The sequence below is a fragment of the Ensifer sp. Root558 genome (assembly GCF_001427045.1).
In the GTDB taxonomy this organism is placed as follows: Bacteria; Pseudomonadota; Alphaproteobacteria; order Rhizobiales; family Rhizobiaceae; genus Ensifer; species Ensifer adhaerens.
The window spans coordinates 245,229-270,324 of the sequence record NZ_LMGC01000023.1 but is presented as its reverse complement, the minus strand read 5'-3'; the positions used below and the strand labels follow the sequence as shown (position 1 = coordinate 270,324).

Here is a 25,096-nt window from a genome sequence, read left to right as displayed (position 1 = left end):
CGATGAGTCTCGACAACAGGCCCCATTATGCCGGCGGCTGCCAATGCGGCGCGGTCCGTTTCCGCGTCGAGGGCAAGCTCGGTGACGCATCCGTCTGTCATTGCCGCATGTGCCAGAAGGCGAGCGGCAATTTCTACATGCCCTTGGTTTCGGTTCGCGGCGCGCATGTGACCTGGACCCGCGGAGAGCCCAAGCGCTTCCAGTCGTCAAACGCCGCGCGACGCGGCTTCTGCGCCGATTGCGGCACGCCGCTGACCTACGAGGCACCGGATGGCATGGCGCTGGCGATCGCTGCCTTCGACGAGCCGCAAGGCATCGTGCCGACCATCCAATGGGGAGTCGAGGGTAAGCTGCCCTATGTCGATCACGTTGCCGATCTGCCTGGCGTTCATACGCTGGAAGATCCGGACGCAATCGAGTTCCTGACCAATCTCGTTTCCTATCAGCATCCCGACCACGACACCGAGACCTGGCCCCCGGAGGAGAAGCGATGACCGAAAACGTTCGAACAGGTGGATGCCAATGCGGCGCGGTCCGCTTCCGGATCAAGGGTGAACTCGGACGCGCGTCGATCTGTCATTGCCGCATGTGCCAGAAACAGTTCGGCTCGTTCTTCTCGGCGCTGGTGACGGCGCCGAAGGATGGCGTCGAATGGGTGCGGGACGAACCGAGCTATTTCCAGTCCTCGGTCAACATCGACCGTGGCTTTTGCCCGAAATGCGGAACGCCGATGACCTATCGGCATCCGGGTGGCCTTGAGATCGCCATCGGCACCTTTGACGATCGCACCGATCTGGCGCCGAAAATCCAGGTCAATCACGCCTCGCGGCTGCCCTGGGTCGATACGATCTTCGAGCAGCCGGTGCTTGAGGATCAGGATTTTTACGCCAGGCAGGAAAGCATCATCTCGTTCCAGCATCCCGACCACGAGACCGATCAATGGCATCCCTCGGGAGCATTCCGGTGACCATCGCGCGCATCTATACGGGCGGATGCCAATGCGGCGCCGTGCGCTACCGCGCCGAGGGCGTGCTTGCGGACCCGCATATCTGTCATTGCCGCATGTGCCAGAAGGCGACCGGGAACTATTTCATGCCACTCGCCAATGCGTCCCGAGACACGTTCGATATTACCCGGGGCCAGCCGTCCTGGTTCCGCTCGTCGCATCTGGTGCGCCGCGGTTTTTGCAGCGATTGCGGCACGCCGCTGTTCTACGATATGCCCGACGAGAACTTCATCAACATCGCGCTCGGCTCGCTCGACGACCCCGATGACGTACAGCCCGTTTACCAGTCCGGCGTCGAATCCCGCGTCATATGGTTCTCACGGCTCGCGGGCTTGCCACCAAGGGAGACGGATGACGGTAGCGAGGTCTCGGCGACCCGCCATCTGATCGTTCTCGAAACCAACCGCCAGCATCCCGACTACGACACCGTGCACTGGCCGCTCACGAAAGACTGAAAATGACGACTGTTCTGCGTACGCTTTATCCGGAAATCGAACCCTATGCGTCGGGCCACCTCGAGGTCGGCGACGGTCACACCATCTATTGGGAAAAGGCCGGCACGCCGGGCGCTAAGCCTGCCGTCTTCCTGCATGGCGGGCCAGGCGGCACGATCTCGCCGAACCACCGCCGCCTGTTCGATCCGACGCTCTACGACGTAACGCTGTTCGACCAGCGCGGCTGCGGTAAGTCGACGCCGAATGCCAGGATCGAAGCCAACACCACCTGGCATCTCGTCGCCGATATCGAGCGGCTGCGCGAGATGGCCGGCGCCGACAAGTGGCTGGTCTTCGGCGGTTCCTGGGGATCGACGCTGGGGCTTGCCTATGCCGAGAAGCACCCGGAACGGGTTTCCGAACTGGTGCTGCGTGGCATCTACACGCTGACCAAGGCCGAGCTCGACTGGTACTACCAGTTCGGCGTCTCGGAGATGTTCCCGGACAAGTGGGAGCGTTTCATCGCGCCCATTCCCGAGAACGAGCGCCACGAGATGATGCACGCCTATCATCGCCGCCTGATGAGCGAGGACAAGGCGACACGCCTTGCGGCCGCCAAGGCCTGGAGCATCTGGGAAGGTGAGACGATCACGCTGTTGCCGGAGCTCGCAACCAGCGAGCCCTTCGCCGACGACGATTATGCTGACGCCTTCGCGCGGATCGAGAACCACTTCTTCGTCAATGCCGGCTGGATGGAAGAGGGCCAATTGCTGCGCGACGCCCACCGGCTGCACGGCATTCCCGGCGTCATCATCCACGGGCGGTACGACATGCCGTGCCCGGCGAAGTACGCCTGGCAGCTGCACAAGGCCTGGCCGGGATCAGAGCTGCATCTGGTCGAGGGAGCAGGCCATGCCTATTCCGAGCCGGGCATCCTCGACCGGCTGATCCGCGCCACGGACCAGTTCGCAGGCAAGACCGAGCAAAAGTAAACCGAGCATATTTGGACGAGAGCCATGACCAGGGAACGCATCTACCTCTTCGACACGACGCTGAGAGACGGGCAACAGACGCCCGGCATCGACTTTTCCGTCGAGGACAAGATTGCGATTGCCGGCCTGCTCGATCAGTTCGGCATGGACTATATCGAAGGCGGCTATCCCGGCGCGAACCCGACCGACACGGAATTCTTCGGGCGCAAGCGTACCCAGAAGGCCACCTTCGTCGCCTTCGGCATGACCAAGCGCGCCGGGGTTTCCGCGTCGAACGATCCGGGCCTCGCGGCGCTGCTCGCGGCCAAGAGCGACGCCATCTGTCTTGTCGCCAAGAGCTGGGACTATCACGTCGAAGTGGCGCTCGGCTGCACCAACGAGGAAAACCTCGACAACATCCGGGCCTCGGTCGAGGCGGTGGTCGCCTCCGGTCGCGAGGCGATGGTCGATTGCGAGCATTTCTTCGATGGCTACAAGGCCAACCCCGCCTATGCGCTCGCCTGCGCGAAGACGGCCTTTGACGCCGGCGCGCGCTGGGTGGTCCTCTGCGACACCAATGGCGGCACGCAGCCTCCGGAGGTGCGCGAGATCGTTGCGGCCGTGATCGCTGCCGGCGTGCCCGGCGCCAATCTCGGCATCCACGCCCATAACGATACCGGCCAGGCGGTCGCCAATTCGCTTGCGGCGGTCGAGGCCGGCGTACGCCAGATCCAGGGCACGCTGAACGGCATTGGCGAACGCTGCGGAAACGCCAATCTCGTCACGCTGATCCCGACGCTTGCTTTGAAAGAGGCCTATTCCAGCCGCTTCGAAACGGCGATCGATGCCGACCGCTTGCTGGAGCTGACGAAGCTCGCCCATTCCTTCGACGAGCTGTTGAACCGCTCGCCAGACCAGCAGGCGCCTTACGTGGGCGCGTCGGCCTTTGCAACCAAGGCCGGCATCCACGCTTCGGCATTGCTCAAGGATCCGCGCACCTATGAGCACGTGGCGCCGGAAAGCATCGGCAACCTGCGCAAGGTCATGGTGTCCGACCAGGGCGGCAAGGCCAATTTCATCAACGCGCTGAAGCGCCGCGGCATCGTCGTCAGCAAGGACGACCCGAAGCTCGACAAGCTGATCGCCATCGTCAAGGAACGCGAAGCGACCGGCTATGCCTATGAAGGGGCGGATGCGAGCTTCGCGCTGCTCGCCAGCCGCATTCTCGGCACGGTGCCGGATTTCTTCCACGTGGAAAGCTTCCGGGTGATGGTCGAGCGCCGCTTCGACGCCAACGGCCATCTGAAGACGGTGTCGGAAGCGGTGGTGAAGGTGGTCGTCGACGGCGAGACGATGATGTCGGTCGCCGAAGGCCACGGCCCGGTCAACGCGCTCGACCTGGCGCTGCGCAAGGATCTCGGCAAGTACCAGTCGGAAATCGAAGACCTGGAGCTCGCGGACTACAAGGTCCGTATCCTCAATGGCGGGACCGAGGCGATCACCCGCGTTCTGATCGAATCGACCGATGGCACGGGCGCACGCTGGTGGACCGTGGGGGTCTCCGACAACATCATCGATGCGTCTTTCCAGGCGCTGATGGACAGCATCGTCTTCAAGCTGCTCAAGAACCGCGACCACGTCGGGCTGATCGCCGCCGAGTAATTTCGGCGATCGGCCCGGTAACGCTGATGAACTGGCCGGGGGAGGGTGAGCAAAACTCATTCTCCCTTCACGGAAATGAATTGGTGCATCACCGGCCATTGGGGTAGGACGCACCAATGGGAGATCGTGCCGGCCGACTGGCTGTGCCCTCCCTTCTGACCGGTGAGCGGCCGTTGCCGCCAGGGCTCTCCGGCAAAACACCAGGAAAAGATGATATGGCCGAGCCGAAAGCACCCGCCGAAAATACCGATTCCGCACAAGGCTTTGCCTTCGCGCTGACCGCCTATCTGCTTTGGGGCTTCCTGCCGTTCTTCATGAAGGCTGTCGCCCATATCCCGGCGCCGGAAGTGGTGGCGCACCGGATCGTGTGGTCGGTGCCGCTCGCAGGTCTCGTGCTGCTCTGGCTCGGGCGCACCGACGATATCAAGACGGCACTGCGCTCGCCGCGCATGCTGTGCATGGCCGCACTGACTGCCGTGCTCATCACCATCAACTGGGGCATCTATGTCTGGGCAATCGGGGCGGGCCGCGCCATCGAAACCGCGCTCGGCTACTACATCAATCCGCTCTTCTCGATCTTCCTCGGCGCCGTGCTTTTGAAGGAGAGGCCGAACCCGGCGCAGATGGTCGCAATCGCGCTCGCTGCTTCCGCCGTCGCCGTGCTCGCCTTTGATGCCGGCGGTCTGCCGTGGGTGTCGATCGGCCTCTGCCTGTCCTGGGGTTTCTACGCCTTCTTCCGCAAGACCCTGCCGGTTGGCCCCAACCAGGGCTTCTTCCTGGAAGTCCTGCTGCTGAGCGTTCCGGCCATCGGCTACATCATCTGGCTGGAGACGACGGGGCAGGGCCATTTCGGTGACACCGGCATGGCCGACGTCCTGTGGCTGTTGTCCTGCGGCATCGTCACGGCCGTGCCGCTGATGATCTATGCCAATGGCGCCAAGCTCCTGCGCCTCTCGACCATCGGCATCATGCAGTACATCGCGCCGACGATGATTTTCGTGATCGCCGTCTTCGTCTTCCATGAGCCCTTCGGTACGGCAAAGCTCATCGCCTTCGGCCTGATCTGGGCGGCGCTGGTGATCTATACCGGCGCGATGCTGGCTGAAAGCAGGGCGCGCCGCGCCCTGCAGGCAAGCCCGGCCGAATAAGGTCGGTTGCGATAGAAACAAAAAAGGCGCGCCGGGGGCGCGCCTTTTTTGTTGGCTGAACAGGTTTCTCAAAGCTTGGAGATGATCTCGGCTTCGCCGTCGCGGCCGTTGCCGCCGTTGGCGGCCGCCAGGATGGTCGGCACGATGTCGGCGGCATCGTTGACGACGAGCGGCTGCACCAGATGCGCCGTGTGGACGAAGCCCTCTTCGCGCATGTGCTGCAGGAGGTCCATCATCGGCCTCCAGAAATTGTTGATGTTGCCGAAGACCATCGGCTTGCGGTGACGGCCGAGCTGCGCCCAGGTCATGATCTCGACGATCTCTTCAAGCGTGCCGATGCCGCCCGGCAGAGCCACGAAGGCGTCGGCGCGTTCGAACATCGTGTGCTTGCGCTCGTGCATGTCGGCCGTGACGATCAGTTCGTTCAGTTGGCCGAGCGAATGGCGGGTCGCTTCCTTGTCCATCAGGAATTCAGGGATGATCCCGGTGACTTCGCCGCCGTTGGAAAGCACGCCGCTGGCGACCGCTCCCATGATGCCGCGTGTGCCGCCGCCATAGACCAGGCGAAGCCCGTGATCGGCGATGGAGCGGCCGAGCGCGCGGCCGGCCTCCATGTAGGCATTGTCGCGTCCCGGCTGTGACCCGCAATAGACGCAGATGGATCGAATCGTGCTGTTCTCGGTGCTCATGCCCCCCAAAAAACATTGCAGCGCAGCATGGGTCAAGAAAAATGAGGGGAAACCCGGCTTTCTGTGGGTTGCCGTGCCTTCGGCTGCTTGTATGCCGAATCGCGAATCGCTAGCAATTTCAGTGATTGATTGAAGAAATCGGACGAGTTGCTTGCTGTTGCGCTATAATGACGGCGCAAGCCCGCACCGCAGGCCGATGAGAGGGCATGCGCGGAGCGTTGCTCCGCTCCGTGTGGAGAGTGGCATGATCAAAAATAAGGCCGGCTGGGTGGCCATTTCTGTCCTCGTGGCAGCAACAGCGTTGATGGTATTCGTAATTCAACCGAACTTGCGCGACGACGGCCAGAAGCCAACGGCGGAGCAGGCGGCAGGCACCGCGACACAGTCGACCGAGGCGACGCCTGCGACCAGTGGCCCGCAGGCGGCTGGCGCCTCTGCCGAGACAGCAAAGACGGATGCTGCGCCGCAGCAGGAACAGTCGAAGGCCGACGCGGCGACTGCCGCCAATGCGCCTGCAACCGATCCCGCCATTCCCGGTTTCGATGTGTTGCGCGTGGAGCCCGATGGCTCGACGGTGATCGCCGGCCATGCCCAGCCGAATTCGAAGCTTGAGATCCTGAGCGGCGATACGGTGGTCGGCACCGCTGATGTCGGCGCGACCGGCGACTTTGCCGCGGTCTTCGACGATCCGCTTCCGGCGGGTGACCATCAGCTCACGCTGCGCAGCACCGGCGAAAACGGTGCGGTGAAGAGCTCCGAGGAGGTCGCGACCGTTTCTGTTCCCAAGGATCCGTCCGGTCAACTGCTTGCCATGGTCTCGAAGCCCGGCATGGCGAGCCGGCTGATCACGACGCCGGATACGGTGGAGGGGACAGCGGCTGTGGACGCCAAGCCGGCCGAGGTTGCTTCCGCAACGCCGCAGGCGGTCGATACCGCTACTGCGCCGGCCAAGCTTTCTGGCGTGCCGGGCCTGCAGGTGAGCGCCGTCGAGATCGAAGGCAGCAAGATGTTCGTTGCCGGCAGCGCCAAGGCAGGCGCCTTGGTTCGCGTCTATGCCGACGACAGGCTCGTCGGCGAAATGAAAGCCGACGACAAGGGCCACTTCGTCGTCGACGGCCAGATCGAGTTGACGGTGGGCAGCCACATCATTCGGGCCGACATGCTGAACGAGGATGGCACCAAGGTCGTGATGCGCGCTTCGGTTCCCTTCGACCGGCCCGCCGGATCGCAGGTCGCGGCCGTGGCACCTTCGGGCACGCCGTCCGCAACCGCGGGTCTCGATGGCCTGCGTGCGGAAGCTGGAAAGGCGCTCGCGCTGCTGAAGGGTCTCTATGCCAATGGCAAGGTGCCGAACGGCGAGCAACTGGCCGCCGCCCGTTCGGCGACCGAGATCGCGTTGAAGTCGCTTGCCGATTTCCGCCTCGCCGACAGTTCCGACCAGACGCTCGTCGCTTCCGCGACGCGGGCCGCAAAGGCCTCCGCAAGTGCGCTCGCGGCGCTGAAGGCTGCACCTCAGGACGCATCGAGCGTGGCGACGGCACTTGCCAAGGTTGATGAAACGGTTGGTGCGGTCCTTGCCGAGCAGGGCAGCGCCACGCCGGCGTCGCCCGAGAAGGCCCAGCCGAAGGACAATGCCCCGGCTCCGGGCGAACTGGCAAAGGCAATGGGTGCTGGAAGCGCAGTTGTAAACGACGCTGCACCGGCGCAGTCGGCGACCGAAACCGCGGCCGTTGCAGCCTCGCCCGACCAGCCCCAGACGCTCGAGCAGGCTCCGCTCAAGGAGAGCAAGAGTTCGGTGATCATCCGCCGCGGCGATACGCTGTGGCAGATCTCGCGTCGCGTCTACGGCGCCGGCCTGCGCTACACCACGATCTATCTCGCCAACCAGGACCAGATCGAGGATCCGGACCGCATTCGCCCGGGTCAGGTCTTCGGCGTGCCGGACAAGGCGCTGCCGGACGACGAATCGCGGGAAATTCACAAGAAGCACATGAAACAAGAGCAATAAGCAGCCGATCGGCGGCCGCCGACATTGCGGCGGCTGCGACGGATGCTTATCTCCAGACCAAGGGCGGCGCCTTCGACAGGGCGCCGCTTTTCATTGAACGGTGATGACGGCGCCGCAGGTCTTCGTTTACAGGGAAGGCTCGGCGCAGAGCTTGGATGCGCAACAATCTGCCTCCAAGCGCGCAAACGTAAGAGCGGATCAGAACGTGGCACCCCAGAAGAAAACCGTTTCGGCCGATACCAGCAATCCCTTGCATACGATCGCCAATCTCTGGCCCTACATGTGGCCATCGGACAGGGCCGATCTCAAGCTTCGGGTGATCTGGGCGACGGTCATTCTGATCATCGCCAAGGTCGTCCTGATCCTCGTTCCCTATTCCTTCAAATGGGCAACCGATGCGCTGAACGGCAAGCCGGATGTCCTGGGCTTTCTGCCCGTGTTCATGACCGGCGCGGTCATGCTGGTGCTTGCCTACAACCTCGCGCGTCTTTTGCAGGCCGGCTTGAACCAGCTGCGCGATGCGCTGTTTGCAAGCGTCGGTCAGCACGCGGTCCGGCAACTGGCCTACAAGACCTTTGTGCACATGCACCAGCTGTCGCTGCGCTTCCATCTGGAGCGGCGCACCGGTGGGCTTTCTCGCGTCATCGAGCGCGGCACCAAGGGCATCGAAACGATCGTCCGATTCACCATCCTCAACAGCGTTCCGACCCTGATCGAATTCCTGCTGACGGCAGTGATCTTCTGGTGGGGCTACGGCTTCAGCTATCTCCTCGTCACCGCCGTCACCGTCTGGCTCTACATCTGGTTCACCGTGCGCGCGAGCGACTGGCGCATCGCCATCCGCCGTTCGATGAACGACAGCGACACCGACGCCAACACCAAGGCGATCGACTCGCTGCTGAACTTCGAGACGGTCAAGTATTTCGGCAACGAGGAGATGGAAGCCCGTCGCTTCGACAAGTCGATGGAACGCTACGAGGCGGCGGCGACCCAGGTCTGGACGTCGCTCGGCTGGCTCAACTTCGGCCAGGCGTTGATCTTCGGCGCCGGTACGGCCGTGATGATGATCATGTCGGCGCTTGCCGTGCAGCGTGGCGAGCAGACGTTGGGTGACTTCGTCTTCATCAACGCCATGCTGATCCAGCTTGCGATCCCGCTCAACTTCATCGGCTTCGTCTACCGCGAAATCCGTCAGGGGCTCACCGACATCGAGCATATGTTCGACCTGCTCGACGTGCGCGCCGAAGTGGTGGATCGCCCGAATGCGAGCGAACTTGTCATCGGCAAGGGCGCCATCGCCTTCAAGGATGTGCATTTCGCCTATGACGCGGCGCGTCCGATCCTGAAGGGCATCACTTTCGAAGTGCCCGCCGGCAAGACGGTCGCCGTCGTTGGCCCCTCCGGTGCCGGCAAGTCTACGCTCTCGCGGCTGCTCTATCGCTTCTACGACGTGCAGGAAGGGGCGATCACCATCGATGGCCAGGACGTGCGCACAGTGACGCAGAAGAGCCTGCGCTCGGTGATAGGCATGGTGCCGCAGGACACGGTGCTCTTCAACGACACCATCGCCTACAACATCCGCTATGGCCGCGTTTCGGCGAGCGAAGCCGAAGTCGAGGCGGCGGCCGAAGCCGCGCAGATCGCCGAGTTCATCCGCACGCTGCCGGAGGGCTTCCAGGCCATGGTCGGCGAACGGGGCCTGAAGCTTTCGGGCGGCGAGAAGCAGCGCGTTGCGATCGCCCGCACCATTCTCAAGGCGCCGCCGATCCTGATCCTCGACGAGGCGACCTCGGCACTAGATACGCGCACGGAGCAGGAGATTCAGTCGGCACTCGACGTCGTTTCGCGCAACCGCACGACGCTTGTCATCGCGCACCGGCTCTCGACCGTCATCAACGCCGACGAGATCATCGTGCTGAAGGACGGCGTCATCGCCGAGCGCGGCACCCATGGCGAGCTGATCGATCGCGACGGCCTCTATGCCTCGATGTGGAGCCGCCAGCGCGAAGCGACGCAGGCCGAAGAGCAACTGAAGCGCGTGCGCGAGAGCGACGATCTCGGCATCGTCACCCGCGGCGAGCCGGCGGTTTGATGGCGTCTTTTTCTTTGCTGAGCGCGACGCGTTTTGTCGCTACCGGGCGGGCAACGTTGCCCGCCGGGACATTTCGCGCTAGAGCGGGGGGCAGGAAAAGCGTTTGCGGTTTTCCGTCCGCATCCCGCGCTAACTTATAGAAAACGATCACGTTCCACGGAAAATCTGGAGTAGAGTTCATGAGCCTGGTCAATACGATCCGCAACACGCTTGTCCCGGTGCACAAGGAAGGCTACCGCTTTGTTGCGATCTTCTTCGTCGTGTCGCTGGTGCTTGGCTTCCTGTGGGAGCCGTTGATGTGGATCGGCTTCGTGCTGACCGCGTGGTGCGCTTACTTCTTCCGCGACCCCGAGCGCATGACGCCGCTCGACGACGATCTGGTGATCAGCCCGGCCGACGGCCGCGTCTCGTCGATCGCGACGGTCCTGCCACCGGAAGAACTGAACCTTGGTTCGGAACCGATGCTGCGCATCTCCGTTTTCATGAATGTGTTCAACTGCCACGTGAACCGCGCGCCGATGGCCGGCACCATCACCCGCGTCGCCTATCGCGCCGGCAAGTTCGTCAATGCCGAGCTCGACAAGGCGAGCCAGGAGAACGAGCGCAACGGTCTGGTGATCGATACAAAACACGGCGCCATCGGCGTCGTTCAGATCGCCGGTCTCGTTGCCCGCCGCATCCTGTGCTGGAAGTACGAGAACGGCTCGCTGGAGGCCGGTGAACGCTTCGGCCTGATCCGCTTCGGCTCGCGTCTCGACGTGTTCCTGCCGGCCGGCTCCGAGCCGCGCGTCAGCGTCGGGCAGACTGCCGTTGCGGGCGAAACCGTGCTCGCCGAGTTTGGCTCGGCCAAGGGCCCGGTCAACAGCCGCCGCGCATAAGGAGTGTCTATGGAAGGCTCTGAACAGGAAAAACCGATCGACACGCGGCAGGCGTCCGAGGACGCCAGCGGCTCGAGCGATACCGCACGCGGCCCACGGCTGCGCGAAATCCCGCTACGGTTGATGATCCCCAATCTGATCACCGTGCTCGCGATCTGCGCCGGCCTCTCGGGTATCCGGCTCGCCTTTGAAAACCGCATCGAGCTTGCCGTTGCCATGGTGTTGCTCGCCGCCTTTCTCGACGGCATCGACGGCCGTGTCGCGCGCGCCCTGAAGGCGACGTCGAACTTTGGCGGCCAGATGGATTCGCTCGCCGATATCATCAACTTCGGTGTCGCGCCGGCCCTCGTGCTCTATGTCTTCATCCTCGACCAGGCGCGTTCGATCGGCTGGATCGCGGCACTGATCTACGCGATCGCGATGGGCCTGAGGCTCGCCCGCTTCAACGTGATGGCGGAGCGCCAGGTCAAGGCGTCCTGGCAGTCGGAATATTTCGTCGGCGTGCCGGCGCCCGCGGGCGCCATGCTGGTGCTGTTGCCGGTCTATCTCGGCCTCCTGGGCCTGGCGCCAGAACGCACCTTCGCGCTCATCGCATCCGCCTACACGGTGCTGATCGCCTTCCTGCTCGTCAGCCGTCTGCCGGTCTGGTCCGGCAAGTCGGAAAACAGCCGCGTGCGCCGCGACCTCGTTCTGCCGGCCATCCTCGGCGTCGTCTTTTACGTCGCGACGCTGATGACCTACACATGGGAAACGATGGCGGTGACGGCGCTTGGCTACCTGATCACGCTGCCCTTCGGCGCGCGATCCTGGCAGCGCAAATATGGCGGCGATTGGCCTGCCCATCCTTCGACCGGCGGCGACGGCCTGCCGGGCGACAAGGACTAACGCAAGTCCGCGAGAGGCGTGAATGGCTTTCCGACCGGCAATGCCCAAAATGAAAAGGCCACCGTGACGACACGGTGGCCTTTCTCATTTGAGCGGTGTGACGAAGCTTATTCCGGCAGCCGGTAGTCGACAATCTTGTCTTCGCGCACGATGTAGAGCTTGCCGGTCTCGGTCTGGTTGGGGCCAACCAGCGGCAGCAGCTTGGCTGCGACTTCCGAAGGATGCGGCACGGTTTCCGGATCCTCGCCCGGCATCGCCTGAGCGCGCATCGCCGTACGGGTGGCGCCGGGGTCGACCGAGAGGATGCGCAGCGGCAGGCGCTGCGTCTCGCCGGCCCAGGTACGGGCCAGAGCCTCGACGGCAGCCTTCGAAGCGGAGTAGGGCCCCCAGAAGGGCTTGCACTTGTGTGCAGCGCTCGACGACAGGATCAGCGCACGGCCGGCATCCGACTTGATCAGCAGCGGCTCGAGCGAACGGATCAGCCGCCAGGTGGCGTTGACGTTGATGTTCATCACCTTGTCGAACACCTTCGCCTCGACATGCCCGATCGGCGAGATCGTGCCAAGCACGCCGGCATTGGCAACGAGGATGTCGAGCTTACCCCAGCGTTCGTTGATCGCGCCACCGAGCTTGTCGATCGCCGGCATGTCGGCAAGGTCGAAGGGCACCAGCGTCGCCGAGCCGCCCGCAGCCTTGATCGCGTCGTCGAGTTCTTCGAGACCGCCGACGGTGCGGGCGCAGGCAACCACATGGGCACCGGCCTTGGCCAGTTCGAGAGCGGTGAAATAGCCGATACCGCGCGATGCGCCGGTGACCACGGCCACCCGGCCTTTGAGATCGATCGTCATTTTTCTGTCTGATTATCCGTTGCTGGCGAGAACCGAGAGTTTGCGGACATTGCTGGCGCCTTCCTGGTCGAGAAGGCGGGTCGGATAGTCCCCGGTGAAATAGTGGTCGGTGAACTGCGGCGACTTCGGATCGCGCTTTTCGCCGCCGACCGCCTCATAAAGACCGTCGATCGACAGGAACTCGAGCGAGTCCGCGCCGATGTAGCGGCACATAGAGGCGAGGTCCGCATGCTGGTTGGCGAGCAGCTTGTCGCGGTCCGGCGTGTCGATGCCGTAGAAGTCCGGATGGAAGATCATCGGGCTCGCGACGCGCACATGCACCTCGCGCGCACCGGCCTCGCGCATCATCTGAACGATCTTTACCGACGTCGTGCCGCGCACGATCGAATCGTCGACGAGGATGATGCGTTTGCCCTCGATCATCGCGCGATTGGCGGAATGCTTGAGCTTGACGCCGAAGGCGCGGATCTGCTGCGTCGGCTCGATGAAGGTGCGGCCGACATAATGGTTGCGGATGATACCGTATTCGAAGGGGATGCCACTCTGCTGGGCATAGCCGAGGGCGGCCGGCGTGCCGCCGTCCGGCACCGGAACCACGACGTCGGCCTCGACCGGCGCTTCCTTGGCGAGGTTGATGCCCATGTTCTTGCGCGACACATAGATGCTGCGGCCGCCGACGACCGAGTCCGGCCGGGCGAAGTAGACATATTCGAACAGGCAAAGACGCTCGGGCTGCGAAACCTCCGGCTTGCGCGCGTCGATGGTGATCGAACCGTCGGGCTGGATCTCGCAGATGATGACTTCGCCGTTCTCGACGTCGCGGACATAGGTCGCGCCGATGATGTCGAGTGCGCAGGTCTCGGAGCAGAAGATCGGCTTGCCGTCGAGTTCGCCCATCACGAGCGGACGGATGCCGATCGGATCACGTGCGGCGATCAGCTTCGTGCGCGTCATCGCCAGCATCGAATAGCCGCCTTCCATCTGGCGGATGGCATCGATGAAGCGGTCGGAAGAGGACGCCTGCTTGGAACGGGCGATCAGGTGCAGCACGACTTCGGTGTCGGACGTCGACTGACAGATGGCGCCGTCGGCGATCAGCTGCCGGCGAAGCGTGAGGCCGTTGGTGAAATTGCCGTTATGGGCGACCGCAATGCCGCCGACTTCGAGTTCGGCAAAGAGCGGCTGCACGTTGCGCAGCGCCACTTCGCCCGTCGTCGAGTAGCGGGTGTGGCCGATCGACATGAAGCCCGGCAGTTTCGCCAGCGTCGCCGGATCCGTGTAGTGGTCGCCGACGAGGCCCATGCGCTTCTCAGTGCAGAACTGCTTGCCGTCGAAGGTGACGATGCCGGCTGCTTCCTGGCCGCGATGCTGGAGCGCATGCAGGCCCAGCGCCGTCAGCGCCGCGGCGTCCGAGTGCCCCAGTATGCCGAAGACGCCGCACTCTTCGTGCAGCTCGTCGCCTTCGAGTTCATCGTGGATTTCGATGGATCTATCGGTCATCACAGTCGCCTTTGCTCCGTACCGGTGCGCATATCGTGATCAGGCCCGCCGTCTTCAAGCAATCTTAGCTGAAAACGGCTGCAAGCGTTATTCCCCAAAAGGACAAAGCCCGCGGGGCGGGCTTTGTCGGCAAATCGTTCCTGTCTCAGCCGTTGGTGGCCGGGGCGTCGTCGGCGGGCGCCTGGTCCGGCGTCGTCGCAGGTGCCTGGCCGGGCGTCGTTGCCGGCGCTTCGCCTTCGCCTTCGCCGGTCGTGTCCTTGCCGCGCAGGCGATCGAGAATGGTGGCGTCAGCTTCTTCGGGCAAAAGCGCGATCAGCTTGTTGCCGAGATTGTCGAGCAGCGGCTTCGACTTGGCCTGGGTGACCCAGGTCGGCTGCTGCTGCGGAGCGACGAGCCAGTTGAAGAACAGCATGGCGACGACGACCAAAAGGATGCCGCGGGCAGCGCCGAACAGGAAGCCGAGCGTGCGGTCGAGCGCGCCGATGCGGCTGTCGATGATGAAATCGGCGATCCGCATGGTGATGAAGGAGATGATGATCAGCGCGATCAGGAAGATCACCGCCGCCGATCCGATCATCGCGACCGTGTCGCTGTTGGTATACTGCTTCGCATAGGGCAGGAGATGCGGGTAGAGGAAGTAGGCGGCAGCCGCCGCACCCACCCAGCTCGCGACCGAAAGCACCTCGCGCGAGAAGCCTCGAACCATGGCCAGGATTGCGGAAAACAGGGCGACGCCGAGAACGATACCGTCGAGAATTGTAATGGGCATTTTGTCCTTACTCCGGACCCGGTTCGTCCGGGTCTCCTCAAGCCTATCCGCCATCGGCCCTGAGTTCAGGGCATTTGCAGCCTGTTTGCGGCCCTTAAAGGGCGGCCTGCGGCATCCGCATCTTTCAGTCTTCGTCCTCCACCGGTCTCAGCGCGTTTCGCGACCCCGCGATGCGCGCCACCAGATCGGGCAGGCTTTCCATCTCGCTCCAGCGGCCATTGCCGTTTTTCGGCAGTTCGGTCGAAGCGGACGGCAGGACCGCCTGGGAGAACCCGAGCTTCTCGGCTTCCTTAAGGCGTTGTGCGGTATGCGCAACCGGCCGGATGGCACCCGACAAGCTGACTTCGCCGAAATAGACGCAATCCGCCGGAAGGGCAAGCCCGGCAAGCGATGAAACCAGTGCGGAAGCCACAGCTAGATCGGCCGCCGGCTCGGAAATGCGGTAGCCACCGGCGATGTTGAGATAGACGTCGTGCTGGCCGAGCCGCACGCCGCAATGGGCTTCCAGCACGGCAAGGATCATCGAGAGCCGTGCGGAATCCCAGCCGACGATGGCGCGTCTCGGCGTGCCGAGCGAGGTCGGGGCGACCAGCGCCTGCACTTCGACGAGAACCGGGCGGGTGCCTTCCATGCCGGCAAAGACGGCGGCGCCCGGCGATTTCTCGTTGCGTTCGCCGAGAAACAGTTCCGACGGGTTGGCGACCTCGCGCAGGCCCTTGTCCGACATTTCGAACACGCCGATCTCGTCGGTCGGGCCGAAGCGGTTCTTGACGGTGCGCAGGATACGATAGTGATGGCCGCGGTCGCCTTCGAAATAGAGCACGGCGTCGACCATATGCTCGACGACGCGCGGACCGGCGATCTGGCCCTCCTTGGTCACATGGCCGACGAGCACGACGGCGGTTCCCGTCTGCTTGGCAAAGCGGATCATCGCCTGCACGCCGGTGCGAACCTGGGTCACTGTGCCCGGCGCGGAATCGACGATGTCGCTCCAGAGCGTCTGGATCGAATCGATGATCACGAGATCCGGGCGCTTGCCTTCCGACAGCGTCGCCAGAATGTCCTCGACGTTGGTCTCAGCAGCGAGCAGCACATCGCTGTCGGCAGCCCCCAGCCGCTGGGCGCGAAGACGCACCTGCGCCACAGCCTCTTCGCCCGAGACATAGATGACGCGATGCTTGCGGCGCGAGAGCGCTGCCGCTGCCTGCATCAGCACCGTCGACTTGCCGATACCGGGATCGCCGCCGACGAGCAGCGCCGATCCGCGCACGAAGCCGCCTCCGGTCACCCGGTCGAGTTCCGAGATGCCTGTCTGGATGCGTGGCGCGTCTTCGATCTCGCCCGAGAGGGTGGTGAGCGCCACCGGGCGTCCCTTCTTCGGCGCGCGCGACGGACCGCCGCCGATGCCCGCCGTCGGGTCGTCCTCGATGATCGTGTTCCACTCGCCGCAGCCTTCGCATTTTCCCACCCAGCGAGTGTGGATCGTGCCGCAGTTCTGGCAGATGAATTGGGTACGCGCTTTCGCCATCGGCATCGACTTTCGGAATGTGAGACCGCCGACGTCGCGAGGGGACGTCGGCGGCAAAGAATCATCTGTATCGTCACATAATGCCGCAAAGTGCGGAACAAAAGGTGAATTTCTGCAAGAATAACCGAAAAATGAGCTGAAGGAGCGCGTCAGACGCTGTCGATATAGTGCCTGATATAGCGGCGGCCGAGACTGGTCAGCATCTCGTAGCCGATCGTCCCTCCGGCGCGCGCGACATCGTCGATGGCGATGTGCCGGCCGAAGAGCTCGATGTAATCACCCGGTCGTACCGCGCTTTCAGGAAGGTCCGTGACGTCGAAGAGACTGAGGTCCATGGTGACGCGCCCGACATGCGGGACCTTCTGGCCGTGCAGGAAACCGAAGGCCCCTGATGGCGTTGCCTGCCTGAGCGTGACGCCGCCGCCGGACACGGAACGGTGATAGCCATCGGCATATCCCACAGCCACCGTGGCGATGCGACTGTCGCGGTCGAAGCGGGCAGAGGCGCCATAGCTCGCGGTGCCGCCGGCGGCCACGTCGCGCACCTGGATGATCCGTGCTTCGGCGGTCACCACCGGCTTCATCGGGTTGGGGATGTCGTTCACCGCCTCGCCGCCATAGACGGCGATGCCCGGCCGGGTCAGGTCGAAATGATAGTCGGGCCCGAGGAAGACGCCGCCGGAGTTGGCAAGGCTCGCATCGACCCCTTCATAGGCAGTCGACACCTCATGGAAGCGACGGAGTTGAAGGCCATTCAGCCGATGGTCCGGATCGTCGGCGCTGACGAGATGGCTCATGATCAGCACCGGCGAAAAGCTTGCCGGCCGCGCCGGGTCTGTCGCAAGCGCAACGGCCTGCTCGACCGTAAGGCCGAGCCGGTTCATGCCGGTATCCACATGCAGCACGCAAGGGTGGTCGCCACGCTCGGAAAGGGCGGCCATGAACACGGCCAGCTGCTCGTCCGAGTTGATGACCGGCACCAGATCGTTGTCGAAGAACAGCGCCTCGTTGCCCGGCCACATCCCGGCGAGAATGTAGATCCGGCCGTCCGGTGCAAGCGGACGGAGTGCTGCGCCTTCCTCGGCATTGGCGACAAAGAAATCGCGGGCGCCGGCCGCATAGAGGGCAGGGGCCGCCTGCGCGATGCCGATGCCATAGGCATCCGCCTTGAGCACGGCTGCGGCACGCGCCTTGCCGGAGCGCTTGTTCATGGCCCGCCAGTTGTCGACAAGCGCGCCAAGATCGATCGTGAGCCGGTTGGAAGCGGAAAGGAAGTCTGGAGGAAGCATGCCGGGCACTCTGCGTGGATGATCCAGGATCAATACAGCCAAGCGCAGAGCGTCGCAAATATTCCCCTGTCGCGGCGCCCTCGCGGATGGACCAGGCAAACGAGCACTTTTGTGCAAGACGCAGCCGCGCAGGCGCACTATGGTTTTGCCATGCAGACAATTTCGCAGGAAGAAGCCATCGATGTCATGCCGATAGAGGGCGCCGAGCGCACGCGCTTCTGGCGGGATTCCCGCTTCATGGGCATGGAATGTCTGACGGCGACCTTCATCACCCATGAATTTGCGCCGCACGCGCACGAAACCTTCAGCATCGGCGCCATCGAGGCCGGCTCGCAGATCAGCAAGATCAAGGGCGAGCGTTCGGAGGCCGGCCCCGGATACTTTTATCTGATCAATCCCGACGAAATTCACGACGGTCATCCGGGCGGCAGCGGCTATCGCTATCGCATGGTCTATCCGAGCGCCGAACTGCTGGTGAGCATCATCGAGGATGTCACCGGACGCGCTTTCAAGGGCACGCCATCCTTCTCCAAGCGTGTTTTGCAGGCGCCGGACCTGGCTCTTTCCTTCCATCAGGCCCACCGCACGCTCGAAGTGTCGGGGGCGACGCTCGAGGCGGAGGAAAAAATGTTCGCGGTGCTTGCCGCGATGTTCGAGCGCCACGGCAGCACGATCATCACGCCGATCGAAACGCGCGAGCAATCGGCCGTGCACCGGGCGCGCGACTTCCTGGCGGAAAACTATGCCGAGGACATCGGGCTCGAGGAACTGGCGAAGGTCGCCGGCCTCAGCCGCGCCCACCTCATCCGCGCGTTCCGCAAGGAGTTCCACATCACCCCGCATGCGTTCCTGACCGACAAGCGCGTGCGGGCGGCAAAGACGTTGCTGCGGCACGGCTGGTCGGCGGTGGACGCAGCCTATCAATGCGGTTTTGCCGACCAGGCGCATTTCAGCCGTCATTTCAAGGCGCGCACCGGCGTCACCCCTGGGGCCTTCCGCGCCGGCTGATCACTTTCGTTCAAGACGATCCGCAGCCCGAGTCCTAGAACACTCGGGCAATTGCGATCGCGCGCCTGTGTGGAAGGGCGGCGCATCGCGCGAATGGAGACGTGGACGTTGCAGGAAAGAAGTGCGTTCCAGGAATTTCGGGCCGCGGCGGTCGCCATGACGCCGCTGATCGTCGCGGTCATGCCGGTCGGCCTCGTGTTCGGTGCGGTGGCGGCGAGCAAGGGACTTGCGCCGGCCGAGGTGACGCTGATGAGCGCGCTGGTCTTTGCCGGCGGGTCCCAGTTCGTCGCGATGGATATCTGGACGCATCCGGCGTCCTGGGCGGCGCTTGGCTTTTCGGCGCTGCTCGTCAACATCCGCCATGTGCTGATGAGCGCTTCGATCGGCGGCAAGCTCGATAGTTTCTCCGGCCCGGCGCGCTATGCCTCGATGCTGCTTCTGGCCGACGAGATCTGGGCCATGGCCGAGATGCGGGCGAGCAACGGCAAGCTGACGCCTGCCTGGTATGCGGGCCTTGCGGTGCCTTTCTACTGCCTTTGGGTGCTGACGAGTCTTGCGGGCGCGTTGCTTGGGGCCTTCCTGGGCGATCCGAAGGTTACCGGCCTCGACTTTGCGTTCCCCGCCGTCTTCATCGTGCTGGTCATGGGGTTCTGGAAAGGACGGGAGACGGGTGCCGTTCTGGCGGCTAGCGCTTGTGCTGCCGTGCTCACGCATCAGTTGCTGCCAGGTGTCTGGTACATCGCTGCCGGGGCTGCGGCCGGGGTCGTGGTCGCGCTTCTCTCCGGTGCACGCAAGGAGGCCCATGCATGACCGTCGATCCAAATACACTGCTTGCCATCGTCGCCATGGCGGTTGCGACGATCGCGACCCGCATCGGCGGTCTCGTGCTGATCCGGTATGTGACGATCGGGGAAAGCCAGAAGCGCGCACTGGAGGCGATACCGCCGGCCGTGCTGATGGCGGTTATCGCGCCGACGGCCTTCGTGACCGGCCCGGCGGAAACGATCGCCGCTGCCGCGACGGCCGTGGCCGCCATGCGGCTGCCGCTCCTGGTATCGGTCGCCGTCGGTGTCGTCTCGGTAGCGCTGCTGCGCCTCGTGTTCTGAGAGGTTTGTGCTGGCGCGGCGCGCTTCAGCCAAAAGGCACGTGCCATTTGAGATTGAGAGCGGGCTGGGAAACCGCAAACATTTTTCCCAGCCCGCTCCGGCCGCCCCCACGGAACCCTAGTGTTCTTCGTACTGGGTGAAGGATGGATCGGCGAGATCGGTGAAGCGCGTGAATTCCGACTGGAAGGCGAGTTTCACGGTACCGGTCGGTCCGTGACGCTGCTTGGCGATGATCACGTCGGCCGTGCCCTTCACCTGCTCCATCTTCATCTTCCATTCTTCGTACTTCGGGTCGAACTCGTCGCGCGGCTCCAGGTTCTTCACGTAGTATTCCTCACGGAACACGAAGAGCACGACGTCGGCGTCCTGCTCGATCGAGCCCGATTCACGAAGGTCGGACAGCTGCGGCCGCTTGTCTTCGCGGCTTTCGACGCCACGGGAGAGCTGCGAGAGCGCGATGATCGGAACGTTCAGTTCCTTGCCGAGCGCCTTGAGGCCGGTGGTGATCTGGGTGATTTCCTGCACGCGGTTGTCGCTGGATTTGCCCGAGCCGGTCATGAGCTGGATGTAGTCCACCACGAGGCAGTCGAGGCCGCGCTGGCGCTTCAGGCGCCGCGCGCGGGCGGAAAGCTGGGCGATCGAGATACCACCGGTCTGGTCGATATAGAGCGGCACCTTCTGCATCATCTGCGAGCAGGCGACGAGCTTTTCGAAGTCGGCCTCGGAGATGTCACCGCGGCGGATCTTCGAGGAGGAGACTTCGGTCTGCTCGGAGATGATACGGGTGGCGAGCTGTTCGGACGACATTTCGAGCGAGTAGAAGCCGACGACGCCGCCGTTCTTGGCCTTGAACGAGCCGTCAGCCTGGACTTCCGGCTCGTAGGCCGCAGCAATGTTGTAGGCGATGTTGGTGGCAAGCGAGGTCTTGCCCATGCCGGGGCGTCCGGCAAGCACGATCAAGTCGGAACGCTGCAGGCCGCCCATCCGGCCATCAAGCGACAGGATGCCGGTTGAAATGCCCGAAAGGCTGCCGTCGCGCTCGAAGGCCTGGCCGGCCATGTCGATGGCGAGCGCCACGGCGTCGTTAAACGACTGGAAACCGCCGTCGTATCGACCGGTCTCGGCAAGTTCGAACAGACGGCGCTCGGCGTCTTCGATCTGGCCCTGCGGAGGCATGTCGAGCGGCGCGTCATAGGCGATGTTGACCATGTCCTCGCCGATGGTGATCAGCGAACGGCGCAGCGCCAGGTCATAGATCGCCCGGCCATAGTCTTCGGCGTTGATGATCGAGACGGCAGCGCCGGCAAGGCGCGCAAGATAGGTCGCGACGGTCACGTCGCCGACCTTCTCGTCGGCCTTGAGGAAGGTCTTGATGGTGACCGGGTTCGCCATCTTGCCCATGCGGATGATGTCGCCGGCGACTTCGTAGATCTTGCGGTGCAGCGGCTCGTGCAGATGCACCGGCTTCAGGAAGTCCGACACGCGGTAGTACGCGTCGTTGTTGACGAGGATCGCGCCAAGCAGCGCCTGCTCGGCCTCGAGGTTGTTCGGGGCCTCGCGGTAGTGCTGGTCCGCCTGATCCTTGCCGATAGGGGATAGCTTTCGCGACGCTTCGTTCATTCGTTTATCTCTGCCTCTGTCTGGTGTGGCACCGGTTTGCGTTTTAGCGCGGGCCGGGTCAAGTGCACGAGGGACACAGTCGCGAAGCGACGTCACCGCGCCCGGCGCTGTTCCCGTTGTTCGACTGATCCACAGGCGGGGGCTCGCAAATGTGCGGATTATGCCGTCGTCACAAATTTGGTCGTTGACGCCGCGAATCACCCGAACCTTCCCGACGAAACGAAGTGTAGCGCCGTCCTCCTCTGCCTCAAATCCGCATCTTGAAAATCCACCGCATTTGGATTAGATAGAGGCAGAATAATTAGCATGCTAGTAATATGGAAAAGATACCAATGTATCAACCCACCGTGAACCGCGAACTGTTCGATGCCCTGTCGCTGCTCAATCGCAAGCTGCGCGCCGTGTTCGATGCGCGGGTGAAGGAGAAGGGGCTGACGCTGTCGCGTGCCCGCGCGCTCTTCGCCTTGACGAAGAAGGATGGCCTGAACCAGCGGGAGCTCGCCGACGAACTCGACATCGAGACCCCGACACTGGTGCGCCTGCTCGACGGCATGGAGAAGCAGGGCTTCATCGAGCGGCGGGTCGAGGTCTCCGACCGACGCGCCAAGCAGATCCATATGACCGAACTCGGCCGCACCGTTGCCGACGAGATCCTCAGGCTTGCCGACGAAATCCGGGCCGAAGTGCTGCAAGGCATCGACGCAGCCGAGCTTGCCGTGACAAAGCGGGTGGTTCGTGCGATCGCCGACAATGTTCAGTCGCTGGCGCGGGAGTGACGGCGATGGGCGCAGTCGCGACGGCCGCCGCAAACGACAATCGCCTTGCCTCCGAGCTTGAGGCCGCGGAGGCCGTCGACGAGGACCAACACGGAGAAACCGTTATTGCGCCGGAACCGGCGCCAACCCCCGTGCCGGCCCCCGTCGAGAAAGGTCTGTTGCTTTCGGCGGTCTATGTCCTGGGCTCCGTGCTCCTGTTCCTGACGCAGGGGCTCGGCATGAACCTGGCGCTCGCCAACCTTACGCAGGTCCAGGGCTCGCTTTCGGCGACCTCCATCGAAGCCGGCTGGCTCTCGGCGGCCTACATGGCGCCGAATGTCAGCCTGTCGATCGCGCTGGTGAAGATCCGCGCCCAATACGGGCTGCGCCGTTTTGCCGAAATCAGCATCGCCGGTTTCGTCGTCGTCTCGTTGATGAACGTCTTCGTTTCCGATCTGCATTCGGCGATCGTCGTGCGCTTCATCAGCGGCATTGCCGCCGCACCGATGTCGACGCTCGGCTTCCTCTACATGCTCGAAGCCTTTCCGCCGGCGCGCAAACTGACCGTCGGGCTGGCGCTGGCGCTCACCTGCACGACGATTTCCGCGCCGGTCACCCGCCTGATCTCGCCGACCTTGATCGAATATGGCCAGTGGCATGCGCTCTACACGCTGGAAATGGCGCTGGCGCTGATCGCGCTGCCGATCATCTACCTGCTGCCGCTGACGCCGGTCCCGCATGCCAAGGTTATCCAGCGCATGGATATCCTGAGTTACCTCCTCGTCGCCGTCGCCTTCGGCTGCCTCGCCGTGGTCCTGACCATGGGGCGCCTCTACTGGTGGTTCGAGGCTCCTTGGCTCGGCGTCCTGCTGGTCGTCTCGATAGCGACGCTGACGACCGCGGTGCTGATCGAGCTTTATCGCCCGGTGCCGTTGATCGACGTGCGCTGGATCGCTTCAAAGGAGATCGTGCACTTTGCCGCCGTTCTCTTGATTTTCCGGCTGGTCGCCTCCGAACAATCGACTGTTGCTGCGAACTTCTACCAGCAGCTCGGTCTCCAGTTCGAGCAGGTCGCAACCCTCTATTGGATCATCCTTGCTGCGGCCATCGGCGGCGGTCTGCTTTGCGCCGCGCTGATGAATCCTGGACATGCGGAGCGCGTGCATATTCTGGCACTCGGCCTCCTGGCGGCCGGCGCCTACATGGACAGCCAGGCGACCAGCCTGACACGGCCGGAGCAGATGTATCTGAGCCAGGCGATGATCGCGTCCGGAACGGCGCTCTTCCTGCCGCCGGCCATGGCGCGCGGCTTCAAGGCGGCGCTCGCCAAGGGGCCGAGCTATATCCTCAGCTTCATCGTGATCTTCCTCTTTACCCAGAGCATCGGCAGCCTGATCGGCTCCGCCGCCTTCGGTACCTTCGTCACGATCCGTGAAAAGTTTCATTCCAACCTTCTCGCGGAACAGATCGTGCTCTCGAACCCTCTGGTTGCCCAGCGCGTCAACCAGCTTTCCGCCGCCTACGCCAAGGTGATGGGCGACAAGACCCTGCTCGGCGGCGAGGGCACCGTGTTGTTGTCACAACAGGTGACCCGCGAAGCTTACATCCTCGCCTACAACGACGCCTTCCTGCTTGCCTCGGCGGTCGCGCTTTTCGCGCTCGCCGGGCTGCTGCTGCACATCTCCCACAACTGGCTCAGGCAGAGATTGTCCGCTCCTGCGCCGATGCCGGCCACCTGATTGACAGAGTTGACGACCATGTTGAAATCCCTGCGCTCTCCCACGAGCATCATCGTTCTTCTCGCCGGCATCGCCGGTATCGCCCTTGTGCTCTACGCCTGGCGGCTGCCGCCGTTCCACAGTTCGGTGGAATCGACGGAGAATGCCTATGTGCGCGGCTTTGTAACGATCATGAGCCCGCAGCTTGCGGGCTATGTCGCCGACGTTCCGGTGCACGACTACGAGACGGTCAAGGCCGGGCAACTGCTGGTCAAGATCGACGACCGCATCTATGCGCAGAAGGTGGCGCAGGCGGAAGCCACGCTTGCCGGGCAGAAAGCCGCACTTGCCAATTCCTTTCAGCAGGAGCTTTCCGCCAAGGCGGGCATCGCCGCCAGCCAGGCGCAGCTCGATGGTGCCAAGGCTGCCTTCAATCGGGCCCGGGCGACCTGGGACCGCATCCGCCCGCTCGCGGAAAAGGGTGTTTCGACCCGCAGTGATGCCGACCAGGCGCGTGCAGGCTTTGAGCAGGCCGACGCTGCCGTGAGCCAGGCAGAGGCCGGGCTGGAAGTGTCGAAGCAGGCGCTGGCGACGACGCTTGGCGCGCGTGCCGGATTGCAAGCCGCGGTGAGCGGGGCGGAAGCGGCCGTCGAACTCGCGCGAATCGATCTCGACAACACCCGCATCGTCGCGCCGCGGGACGGCCGTCTCGGTGAGATCGGCGCGCGGATCGGTCAATATGTGACGGCCGGCTCGCAACTCCTGGCGCTGGTGCCGAACGACGTCTGGGTCGTCGCCAATTTCAAGGAAACGCAGCTCGACGGCATGAAGGCGGGCCAACCCGTCGCCATCGCGGTCGACGCGCTGCAGCGGAACGAGCTGACGGGGCATATCGAGCGGTTCTCGCCCGCCGCCGGTTCGGAGTTCAGCATCATCCGTCCGGACAACGCCACCGGCAACTTCACCAAGGTGGCCCAGCGCGTCGGCGTGCGCATCGTCGTCGATCCCGGCCAGCCGCTGGCGGAAATGCTGTCGCCCGGCCTTTCGGTCGTCGTGCGCGTCGACAAGGACGCGCCGGTGCGCGTTGCACCGGACCAGGCGAACATCGGTGTCGCGCCTGTTGCTGCCCACGGATAAGACGGCCGAGGCCCACAGAGCCATTGCCAGAAACGGCCGCGCAAC

23 protein-coding genes are annotated in these 25,096 nt (G+C 63.7%); 16 read left to right on the top strand and 7 right to left on the bottom strand.

Translation table 11 applies throughout. The annotated features are described in order from the left end of the window. The first annotated feature begins 2 nt into the window (after positions 1–2). From ASD63_RS21130 to rarD, 6 genes are all read left to right on the top strand, one after another. A complete protein-coding gene (locus ASD63_RS21130; protein WP_034804016.1) occupies positions 3–494 on the top strand; it encodes a GFA family protein in 492 nt (163 codons plus the stop codon). Beyond that, on the top strand, positions 491–967 hold the full coding sequence (locus tag ASD63_RS21125; protein ID WP_034804014.1) for a GFA family protein: 477 nt from the start codon (positions 491–493) through the stop codon (positions 965–967). Before ASD63_RS21130 ends, ASD63_RS21125 begins: the two co-directional genes overlap by 4 nt. Continuing rightward, positions 940–1,461: a GFA family protein gene (locus ASD63_RS21120; RefSeq protein ID WP_034804013.1), complete on the top strand. Its 522-nt coding sequence runs from the start codon at positions 940–942 to the stop codon at positions 1,459–1,461. Before ASD63_RS21125 ends, ASD63_RS21120 begins: the two co-directional genes overlap by 28 nt. Positions 1,462–1,463: 2 nt before the next feature. After that, positions 1,464–2,432, top strand: coding sequence for a prolyl aminopeptidase (gene pip, locus ASD63_RS21115; RefSeq protein WP_034804012.1), 969 nt, complete (start codon positions 1,464–1,466; stop codon positions 2,430–2,432). Positions 2,433–2,456: 24 nt separating this feature from the next. Then, a complete protein-coding gene (gene cimA, locus ASD63_RS21110) occupies positions 2,457–4,073 on the top strand; it encodes a citramalate synthase (RefSeq protein ID WP_034804010.1) in 1,617 nt (538 codons plus the stop codon). Positions 4,074–4,288: 215 nt separating this feature from the next. Next, the gene (rarD, locus tag ASD63_RS21105) at positions 4,289–5,221 is read left to right on the top strand and encodes an EamA family transporter RarD (protein WP_034804008.1); all 933 of its coding nucleotides are present in this window, start codon (positions 4,289–4,291) and stop codon (positions 5,219–5,221) included. A 68-nt stretch (positions 5,222–5,289) separates the two neighbouring features. Here rarD and ASD63_RS21100 read toward each other — a convergent pair whose 3' ends face one another. Continuing rightward, positions 5,290–5,910, bottom strand: a complete 621-nt coding sequence (locus ASD63_RS21100) for a TIGR00730 family Rossman fold protein (protein ID WP_034804006.1) — start codon at positions 5,908–5,910, stop codon at positions 5,290–5,292. 244 nt (positions 5,911–6,154) lie between these two features. Between ASD63_RS21100 and ASD63_RS21095 the strand changes: the two genes are divergently transcribed. The 4 genes from ASD63_RS21095 to pssA all read left to right on the top strand — a co-directional run bounded on the left by ASD63_RS21095 (position 6,155) and on the right by pssA (position 11,773). After that, positions 6,155–7,918 (top strand): LysM peptidoglycan-binding domain-containing protein, encoded by a 1,764-nt coding sequence (locus ASD63_RS21095; protein WP_034804004.1) that lies wholly within the window; start codon positions 6,155–6,157, stop codon positions 7,916–7,918. Positions 7,919–8,123: 205 nt separating this feature from the next. Further along, positions 8,124–10,010, top strand: coding sequence for an ABC transporter ATP-binding protein/permease (locus ASD63_RS21090; protein ID WP_034804301.1), 1,887 nt, complete (start codon positions 8,124–8,126; stop codon positions 10,008–10,010). 179 nt (positions 10,011–10,189) lie between these two features. Then, positions 10,190–10,888 carry a phosphatidylserine decarboxylase gene (locus tag ASD63_RS21085; protein ID WP_060529820.1) on the top strand — a complete coding sequence of 233 codons (699 nt, stop codon included), beginning with the start codon at positions 10,190–10,192 and terminating at the stop codon, positions 10,886–10,888. 9 nt (positions 10,889–10,897) lie between these two features. Then, the gene (gene pssA / locus ASD63_RS21080) at positions 10,898–11,773 is read left to right on the top strand and encodes a CDP-diacylglycerol--serine O-phosphatidyltransferase (RefSeq protein WP_051659665.1); all 876 of its coding nucleotides are present in this window, start codon (positions 10,898–10,900) and stop codon (positions 11,771–11,773) included. 107 nt (positions 11,774–11,880) lie between these two features. Here pssA and ASD63_RS21075 read toward each other — a convergent pair whose 3' ends face one another. The 5 genes from ASD63_RS21075 to alr form a co-directional block, all read right to left on the bottom strand. Further along, positions 11,881–12,621 carry an SDR family NAD(P)-dependent oxidoreductase gene (locus ASD63_RS21075; RefSeq protein ID WP_034803992.1) on the bottom strand — a complete coding sequence of 247 codons (741 nt, stop codon included), beginning with the start codon at positions 12,619–12,621 and terminating at the stop codon, positions 11,881–11,883. A gap of 12 nt (positions 12,622–12,633) precedes the next feature. After that, positions 12,634–14,121 (bottom strand): amidophosphoribosyltransferase, encoded by a 1,488-nt coding sequence (gene purF / locus ASD63_RS21070; protein ID WP_034803990.1) that lies wholly within the window; start codon positions 14,119–14,121, stop codon positions 12,634–12,636. 145 nt (positions 14,122–14,266) lie between these two features. Beyond that, the gene (locus tag ASD63_RS21065) at positions 14,267–14,890 is read right to left on the bottom strand and encodes a CvpA family protein (RefSeq protein ID WP_034803987.1); all 624 of its coding nucleotides are present in this window, start codon (positions 14,888–14,890) and stop codon (positions 14,267–14,269) included. Positions 14,891–15,014: 124 nt separating this feature from the next. Next, complete coding sequence (gene radA, locus ASD63_RS21060; protein ID WP_034804296.1) at positions 15,015–16,418, bottom strand: DNA repair protein RadA; 1,404 nt, start codon at positions 16,416–16,418, stop codon at positions 15,015–15,017. 149 nt (positions 16,419–16,567) lie between these two features. Beyond that, positions 16,568–17,707 carry an alanine racemase gene (gene alr / locus ASD63_RS21055; protein ID WP_034803986.1) on the bottom strand — a complete coding sequence of 380 codons (1,140 nt, stop codon included), beginning with the start codon at positions 17,705–17,707 and terminating at the stop codon, positions 16,568–16,570. Between the two features lie 150 nt (positions 17,708–17,857). Between alr and ASD63_RS21050 the strand changes: the two genes are divergently transcribed. The 3 genes from ASD63_RS21050 to ASD63_RS21040 all read left to right on the top strand — a co-directional run bounded on the left by ASD63_RS21050 (position 17,858) and on the right by ASD63_RS21040 (position 19,821). Then, positions 17,858–18,715 (top strand): AraC family transcriptional regulator, encoded by an 858-nt coding sequence (locus ASD63_RS21050; protein WP_034804294.1) that lies wholly within the window; start codon positions 17,858–17,860, stop codon positions 18,713–18,715. A 156-nt stretch (positions 18,716–18,871) separates the two neighbouring features. Beyond that, complete coding sequence (locus ASD63_RS21045; protein ID WP_051659671.1) at positions 18,872–19,525, top strand: AzlC family ABC transporter permease; 654 nt, start codon at positions 18,872–18,874, stop codon at positions 19,523–19,525. Next, the gene (locus ASD63_RS21040) at positions 19,522–19,821 is read left to right on the top strand and encodes an AzlD domain-containing protein (protein WP_034803985.1); all 300 of its coding nucleotides are present in this window, start codon (positions 19,522–19,524) and stop codon (positions 19,819–19,821) included. Before ASD63_RS21045 ends, ASD63_RS21040 begins: the two co-directional genes overlap by 4 nt. Positions 19,822–19,938: 117 nt before the next feature. On the opposite strand, the gene ASD63_RS21035 is transcribed toward ASD63_RS21040, so the two are convergent. Continuing rightward, positions 19,939–21,441, bottom strand: a complete 1,503-nt coding sequence (locus tag ASD63_RS21035) for a replicative DNA helicase (RefSeq protein WP_043611355.1) — start codon at positions 21,439–21,441, stop codon at positions 19,939–19,941. A 332-nt stretch (positions 21,442–21,773) separates the two neighbouring features. On the opposite strand from ASD63_RS21035, the gene ASD63_RS21030 reads away from it, so the two are divergent. Genes ASD63_RS21030 through ASD63_RS21020 form a run of 3 tightly spaced genes read left to right on the top strand, consistent with a single transcriptional unit; the run spans position 21,774 to position 25,051 of the window. Then, the gene (locus ASD63_RS21030; protein ID WP_034803983.1) at positions 21,774–22,217 is read left to right on the top strand and encodes a MarR family transcriptional regulator; all 444 of its coding nucleotides are present in this window, start codon (positions 21,774–21,776) and stop codon (positions 22,215–22,217) included. A gap of 5 nt (positions 22,218–22,222) precedes the next feature. Further along, positions 22,223–23,935, top strand: coding sequence for an MFS transporter (locus tag ASD63_RS21025; RefSeq protein WP_082572951.1), 1,713 nt, complete (start codon positions 22,223–22,225; stop codon positions 23,933–23,935). Positions 23,936–23,953: 18 nt separating this feature from the next. Continuing rightward, on the top strand, positions 23,954–25,051 hold the full coding sequence (locus ASD63_RS21020; RefSeq protein ID WP_051659664.1) for an HlyD family secretion protein: 1,098 nt from the start codon (positions 23,954–23,956) through the stop codon (positions 25,049–25,051). Positions 25,052–25,096: the final 45 nt, after the last annotated feature.